3 protein-coding genes and 1 pseudogene are annotated in these 6,891 nt (G+C 74.8%); 2 read left to right on the plus strand and 2 right to left on the minus strand.

Translation table 11 applies throughout. The features are described from left to right. Positions 1-2,175: an RNA polymerase recycling motor ATPase HelR gene (gene helR / locus G3I41_RS11440; RefSeq protein ID WP_164400097.1), complete on the minus strand. Its 2,175-nt coding sequence runs from the start codon at positions 2,173-2,175 to the stop codon at positions 1-3. A 258-nt stretch (positions 2,176-2,433) separates the two neighbouring features. Between helR and G3I41_RS11445 the strand changes: the two genes are divergently transcribed. Then, complete coding sequence (locus G3I41_RS11445; RefSeq protein ID WP_164400087.1) at positions 2,434-3,816, plus strand: serine/threonine-protein kinase; 1,383 nt, start codon at positions 2,434-2,436, stop codon at positions 3,814-3,816. A 36-nt stretch (positions 3,817-3,852) separates the two neighbouring features. After that, positions 3,853-6,435: a bifunctional FO biosynthesis protein CofGH gene (locus G3I41_RS11450; RefSeq protein WP_203600745.1), complete on the plus strand. Its 2,583-nt coding sequence runs from the start codon at positions 3,853-3,855 to the stop codon at positions 6,433-6,435. Positions 6,436-6,450: 15 nt separating this feature from the next. On the opposite strand, the pseudogene G3I41_RS11455 reads toward G3I41_RS11450, so the two are convergent. Further along, positions 6,451-6,891 (minus strand): annotated as a pseudogene (locus G3I41_RS11455) (hypothetical protein); the annotation flags it as partial.

Below are 6,891 nucleotides of genomic sequence, written 5' to 3' on the forward strand. Positions count from 1 at the left end.
CTACGCCCCCGCCAGCACCACCAGCTCCCGCGTGGCCCGGGTCATCGCTACGTACCGGTCCACCGCCCCGCCGACCCCGTACCCGAAGCGCTCCGGCTCGACCAGGACCACGAGGTCGAACTCCAGGCCCTTCGAGAGCGACGGGGTCAGCGCGCGGACGCGCGGCGACGGCGGGCGGAAGGCGGCCGGGGCGCCGATCACGCAGGCCGTGCCCTCGGGGTGGGTCGTCAGCCAGGTGCCGAGGACGGCGGGCAGGTCCGTGACCGGGCCCCGGCGCACGGGGATGCCGCTGCTGCGGATGGAGACCGGGACGTTGGCGTTCGGCAGGGCGGCTCGGATCACCGGCTCCGCGGCCGTCATGATCTCCTCCGGCGTGCGGTAGTTGACGGTCAGTGCCGAGAGGGTGATCCGGTCGAACCCGACCCGTTCCAGCCGCTCCCGCCACGACTCGGTGAAGCCGCGCCGGGCCTGCGCGCGGTCCCCGACGATCGTGAAGCTGCGCGAGGGGCACCGCTGGAGCAGCATCTGCCACTCCGCGTCGGTCAGCTCCTGCGCCTCGTCCACCACCACATGCGCGAACGGGCCCGCCAGCTCGTCCGGTTCGGCGGTGGACAGCGCGTCCGGGTCGAGCAGCGTGTCCTGGAGGTCCCGGCCGCGCAGCATCCCCACCGCGCCCTGGCTCTCGTCGATCTCCGCGTTCTCCAGCAGGCTGTCGATCGCCTCGGCGCGGCGCGCCCGCTCGGCGGCGGCCGTCGCCTCGTTGCGCCGCCGGCGCCGGGCCGCGTCCGGGTCGCCGAGCCGCTGCCGGGCGGCGTCCAGGACCGGCAGGTCCGAGACCGTCCACGCCTGGGGCTCGGAGCGCTGGAGCCGGGCCACCTCCTCGCGGGTGAGCCGGGGCGCGCACGTCCGCAGATAGGCCGGGACGGACCACAGGTCGCCGACCAGGTCCGCCGCCTCCAGCAGGGGCCACGCCCGGTCGAAGGCCGTCATCAGCTCGCGGTCGCGCAGCAGCGCCTGGCGGACCAGGTGGTCCGGGACCTCCTCCTCCTGCCGGTCCGCGTGCTTGTCGGCCAGGATCGTCAGGACCTCCTCCAGGACCGCGTCCCGCGCCTCGTTGTGCGGGACGCCCGGCGCCGACTCGAAGGCCACGGCCCACTCGGCGGCGGTCAGCCGGACGTCCGCCCAGGGGGTCGTCACGGTCAGGCCCTGGGCGGGCGGCTCCTCGTAGAACGCGACGGCCGCGTCGACCGCCCGCACCAGTTCCGCCGACGCCTTCAGCCGGGCCACCTCCGGATCGGCCTCGGGCAGGGCCGCCGCGCCCTCCGGGACGAGGTCGCGCAGGGTGCACGTACGCACCCCGTCCTCGCCGAGGCTCGGCAGCACGTCGGCGACGTACCCCAGGTACGGCTGGTGCGGGCCGACGAACAGGACGCCGCCGCGCCGGTGTCCGAGGCGCGGATCGGCGTGCAGGAGGTACGCGGCGCGGTGCAGGGCGACGACCGTCTTGCCGGTGCCCGGGCCGCCGTCCACCACGAGCGCCCCGCGCGAACCGGCCCGGATGATCGCGTCCTGGTCCGCCTGGATCGTGGAGAGCACGTCCCGCATCCGGGCCGACCGGTTGGTGCCCAGGCTCGCGATGAACGCCGACTGGTCGTCCAGCGCGGCGTGCCCGGCGAAGGCGTCCGGCGCGAACACTTCGTCCCAGTAGTCGCTGACCCGCCCGCCGGACCACCGGTAGCGGCGGCGGCTCGCCAGGCCCATCGGGTTGCCGTGCGTCGCCCCGAAGAACGGCTCGGCGGCCGGGGAGCGCCAGTCGGTCAGCAGTCGGCGGCCCTCGCTGTCCGTGAGGCCGAGCCGCCCCACGTACACCGGCTCGGAGCCGTCCGCCCCGGCCATGTGGCCGAGGCACAGGTCCAGGCCGAAGCGGCGCAGGGTGCGCAGCCGGGCGGTCAGCCGGTGGATCTCCGCGTCCCGGTCCAGCCCCTGCCGGCCGAGACCGCCCGGGGCGCGGCGGGCGGTGTCGAGGGCGGCGGTCAGTTCGGCGACGGTCTCCTCCAGGCAGCGTGCGATCGCCGCGAACTGCCGCTCGTCGGCGGCGATCAGGGCGGGGTCCGCCTTGGCCTCGGCGCGGTCGCCGGTCAGCGCGAAGGCGCTCGTGGTGAGGCTGGTGTGCATCGGTTCGCGCACTACGTGAAACTCCCAAATGCGGCAGGTGGCTGGCTCGGATCAGCGATTGTGCGGGACGAGGGGGGCCTTGCGGCAAGGCCCCCCTTGCGCTATACGTTGAGAGTGGCCGGAGGTGGCAGTCCTTTCCCGGCCGGCCGGTGAACACCCCCGGCACCCCTGACAGCCCCCCTTTACGCCCGCCCTGCCGCGTATTGGCAGGCACACGGCATACTGGGCCGCCGGATGACCGGGGGGAGCGCCGAGCGCATGGCGTACGGAACGGACGGGGCGGAGCTGCTCGAGAGGATCGGCGGGTACGCCGTGGAACGGCAGCTCGGCGCCGGTGGCATGGGCGTCGTCTATCTGGCGCGGTCCCGGGGCGGGCGCGCCGTCGCCGTGAAGCTCGCGCGGTCCGAGCTGGCCACCGATCCGCACTTCCGCGAGCGATTCCGGGCCGAGGTCGAGGCCGCCCGGAGCGTCGGCGGCTTCCACACGGCACCGGTGGTCGACGCGGACCCCGACGCGCCCGCGCCCTGGCTGGCGACGGCCTACATCCCCGGCCCCACGCTCTCCGCGCTCGTGGAGGCCGACGGCCCGATGGGCGAAGCGCGGCTGCGGCAGCTGGGCGCCGCCCTCGCCGAGGCGCTGGACGCCATCCACCGCTGCGGACTCGTCCACCGCGACCTGAAGCCGGGCAACATCATCATGGCGGCGGACGGGCCGCGCGTCCTGGACTTCGGGATCGCCCGGGCGCTGGAATCGACGCGGCTCACCGCGACCGGGATGGCCTTCGGGACGCCGGGCTTCCTCGCTCCCGAGCAGGCGCAGGGCCTCGAAGTCGGCGCCCCCGCCGATGTGTTCGCCCTGGGCGCCGTGCTCGTCGCGGCGGCGGGCGGCAGCGCGTTCGGGGCGGGGACGCCCATGGGCATGATGTACCGCTCGGTGCACGAGGCGCCGGATCTGGGCGCGGTGCCGGAAGGGGTGCGGGGCGTCGTGGCGGCCTGCCTGGCGAAGGAACCGGGTGCCCGGCCCAGCCCGGAAGCCCTGCTGGATCTGTTCGCGCCAGAGGGCCCGGCGTACGCCCCGACGATGCCCGTACCGGCGCAGAGCCCCGGCCGTCCGGCCGACGCGACGCCGCCGAGCCTCGCCGAGCCCTCGGCCGGTGCGACCCCCTCGCAGTACCCCCTCCCGCCCGCGCTCCCCGCCTACCCGCCGAACTCCGGGACGCCGTCCCCGTACCCCCCGAGGGCCGCGTCCCCCTACGGCCCCTCCCCGTACACCCCCTCGCCCTACCCGCCCGCCGCCGCGATCCACGACAACCCCTACGCGCAGGGGCCGGCCGCGGGCCCCTGGCAGCAGGCGCCCGCCGAGCCGGTCACCGACATCGGGTTCGTCGGGGTGGGCACCGACAGCTCGCTGGTGATCGACGCGTTGGGGGTCGAGTTCCAGGCGGGCAACGGCCTTGAGCTCCAGTTCGCCTGGGCCGAGATCGCCCGGATCGAGTACGTGGTGCGCGGGCCCAAGCTCCTCGTGGTCACCGTCCGGCTGCGCGCGGGGGCCGCCCACACCTGGACGCTGACCGCCCGCAACCGGTCCCGTCTGCGGGAATGGACCCAGGACCTGCCGCTGATCCTGGAGTACTACGCGTAAGCGGGGCCGCCGCACCCCGCTCGTATGCTCGGGGACATGACCGATCCTCAGAGCGGACCCCCCACCACCAACTCGATGCGGCGCGCGCTCAAGCGTGCGCGTGACGGTGTCGCCCTCGACCGGGCGGAGGCCGCCGTGCTGCTCCGGGCGCGCGGCGACGATCTGACGGATCTCGCCGCCTCCGCCGCCCGGGTGCGCGACGCCGGTCTGGAGGCGGCGGGGCGGCCGGGGGTCATCACGTACTCCCGCAAGGTCTTCATCCCGCTCACCCGGCTCTGCCGCGACACGTGCCACTACTGCACGTTCGTCACCGTGCCCGGCAAGCTCCGCCGGGCCGGGCACGGCATGTTCCTCTCGCCCGACGAGGTGCTGGCCATCGCCCGCGAGGGTGCCGCGATGGGCTGCAAGGAGGCCCTGTTCACGCTCGGGGACCGGCCGGAGGACCGCTGGCCGGAGGCGCGCGCGTGGCTGGAGGCCGAGGGGTACGACGACACCCTCGCGTACGTACGCGCCATGGCGATCCGGGTCCTGGAGGAGACGGGCCTGCTGCCGCACCTCAACCCCGGGGTGCTGAGCTGGACGGACCTCCAGCGGCTCAAGCCGGTCGCCCCCTCCATGGGCATGATGCTGGAGACGACCGCGACCCGCCTGTGGTCCGAGCCCGGCGGCCCGCACCACGGCTCCCCGGACAAGGAACCGGCCGTGCGGCTGCGGGTCCTGGAGGACGCCGGGCGGTCCAACGTGCCGTTCACCACGGGCATCCTGATCGGCATCGGCGAGTCGTACGAGGAGCGCGCGGACTCCCTCTTCGAGCTGCGCCGGACCGCCCGCGCCTACCACGGCATCCAGGAGGTCATCGTCCAGAACTTCCGGGCCAAGCCCGACACCGCGATGCGCGGGATGCCGGACGCGGAGCTGGAGGAGCTGGCCGCCGCGATCGCGGTCGCCCGGCACATCCTGGGCCCGTCCGCCCGCATCCAGGCCCCGCCGAACCTGGTCGACGCGGAGTACGCGCTGCTCATCGGCGCGGGCATCGACGACTGGGGCGGGGTCTCCCCGCTGACCCCCGACCACGTGAACCCGGAACGCCCCTGGCCGCACATCGACGACCTCGCCGCCCGCACCGCCGAGTCCGGCTTCACGCTGCGCGAGCGCCTCACCATCTACCCGGAGTTCGTCCAGCGCGGCGAACCCTGGCTGGACCCGCGCCTGCTGCCGCACGTCCGCGCGCTCGCCGACCCGGAGACGGGGCTCGCCCGCGAGGGCGCGATCCCGGAAGGGCTGCCCTGGCAGGAGCCGGACGAGGGGTTCAACGCCTCCGGCCGCACCGACCTGCACCGCACCATCGACACGGAGGGCCGCACCGGCGACCGCCGCGACGACTTCGACGTCGTGTACGGGGACTGGGAGGCGCTGCGCGAGGCGGCGGCCCCCGGCATGGTGCCGTCCCGGATCGACGGGGACGTGCGCACGGCGCTGAGCCAGGCCGCCGACGACCCGACCCGGCTCACGGACGACCAGGCACTCACCCTGCTCCACGCGGACGGCCCGGCCCTGGACGAGCTCTGCCGGATCGCGGACGCGCTGCGGCACGACGTGGTCGGCGACGACGTCACGTACATCGTCACGCGGAACATCAACTTCACCAACGTCTGCTACACCGGCTGCCGCTTCTGCGCCTTCGCCCAGCGCCGCACCGACGCCGACGCGTACACGCTCTCGCTCGACCAGGTCGCGGACCGGGCCGCGCAGGCGTGGGACGTCGGCGCGGTCGAGGTCTGCATGCAGGGCGGCATCCACCCGGACCTGCCCGGCACGGCGTACTTCGACATCGCGCGGGCGGTGAAGGAGCGGGTGCCCGGCATCCACGTCCACGCGTTCTCGCCGATGGAGGTCGTCAACGGGTCCACCCGCACCGGGATGTCCATCCGGGACTGGCTGACCGCCGCCAAGGAGGCCGGTCTCGGCTCGATCCCCGGCACCGCCGCCGAGATCCTGGACGACGAGGTCCGCTGGGTCCTCACCAAGGGCAAACTGCCCACCGCGACCTGGCTGGAGGTCATCAGGACCGCCCACGAGGTGGGCCTGCGCTCCTCCTCGACCATGATGTACGGCCATGTCGACCAGCCCCGCCACTGGCTGGGCCACCTGCGCACCCTGGCCGCGCTCCAGCAGGAGACCGGCGGCTTCACGGAGTTCGTGACGCTGCCGTTCATCCACACCAACGCCCCGGTCTACCTCGCCGGGATCGCCCGCCCCGGCCCGACCGACCGCGACAACCGGGCCGTCACCGCGATGGCCCGCCTGCTGCTGCACCCGCACATCACCAACATCCAGACCAGCTGGGTCAAGCTCGGCACGGAGGGCGCGGCCGAGATGCTGCGCTCGGGCGCGAACGACCTGGGCGGCACGCTGATGGAGGAGACCATCTCCCGCATGGCCGGGTCGGGTTACGGCTCCTACCGCTCGGTCCGCGACCTGGAGGCCATCGCGGAACTCGCGGGCCGCCCGGCGAAGCCGCGTACGACGCTGTACGGGGAGGTGCCCGAGGAGCGGGTCGCGGCGGCCGGCGCCTCGGACGGGCACCTGCCGGAGCTGCTGCCGGTGCTGGGGGACTGAGGGGGCGGGGCGCGGTCAGTCCAGGCGGCGGGGGCCGCCTAGGAGGGCGGTCTCGGCCTCGGTCGGGACCATCTTGACCAGCTTGTGGTGCTCCCGCGTGCACCACAGGACCATGTCGTCGCCCAGCTGGGACAGCGCCTCCGCGTTCTGCCGGGGCAGGCGCATGACGCGGCCCAGGACCGCGGCCTCCTCCGGGGAGACCCGCTGGATGCCGACGAGTCCCGCGTCACTCACCAGCCTCGGCGCCGCCGGGCCCAGGAACGGCAGCAGCGTCAGCACGGACTGCCAGGGGCCCGGCGCCAGCCGACTGCGCGGGGGCCGCACCCCGCAGTCCCGGACCACCAGGACCGGAGCCGCGACCGACGCGCCCTGCGGGCCCACCTGGCGCACCTCGTGCACCGTCATGCACTGCTGGCCGCCGCCCGCGTCCCGCGCGAGCCCCGCCCACGCCTGCGG

The organism is Streptomyces sp. SID9727 (assembly GCF_010550605.1).
Lineage (GTDB): Bacteria > Actinomycetota > Actinomycetes > Streptomycetales > Streptomycetaceae > Streptomyces.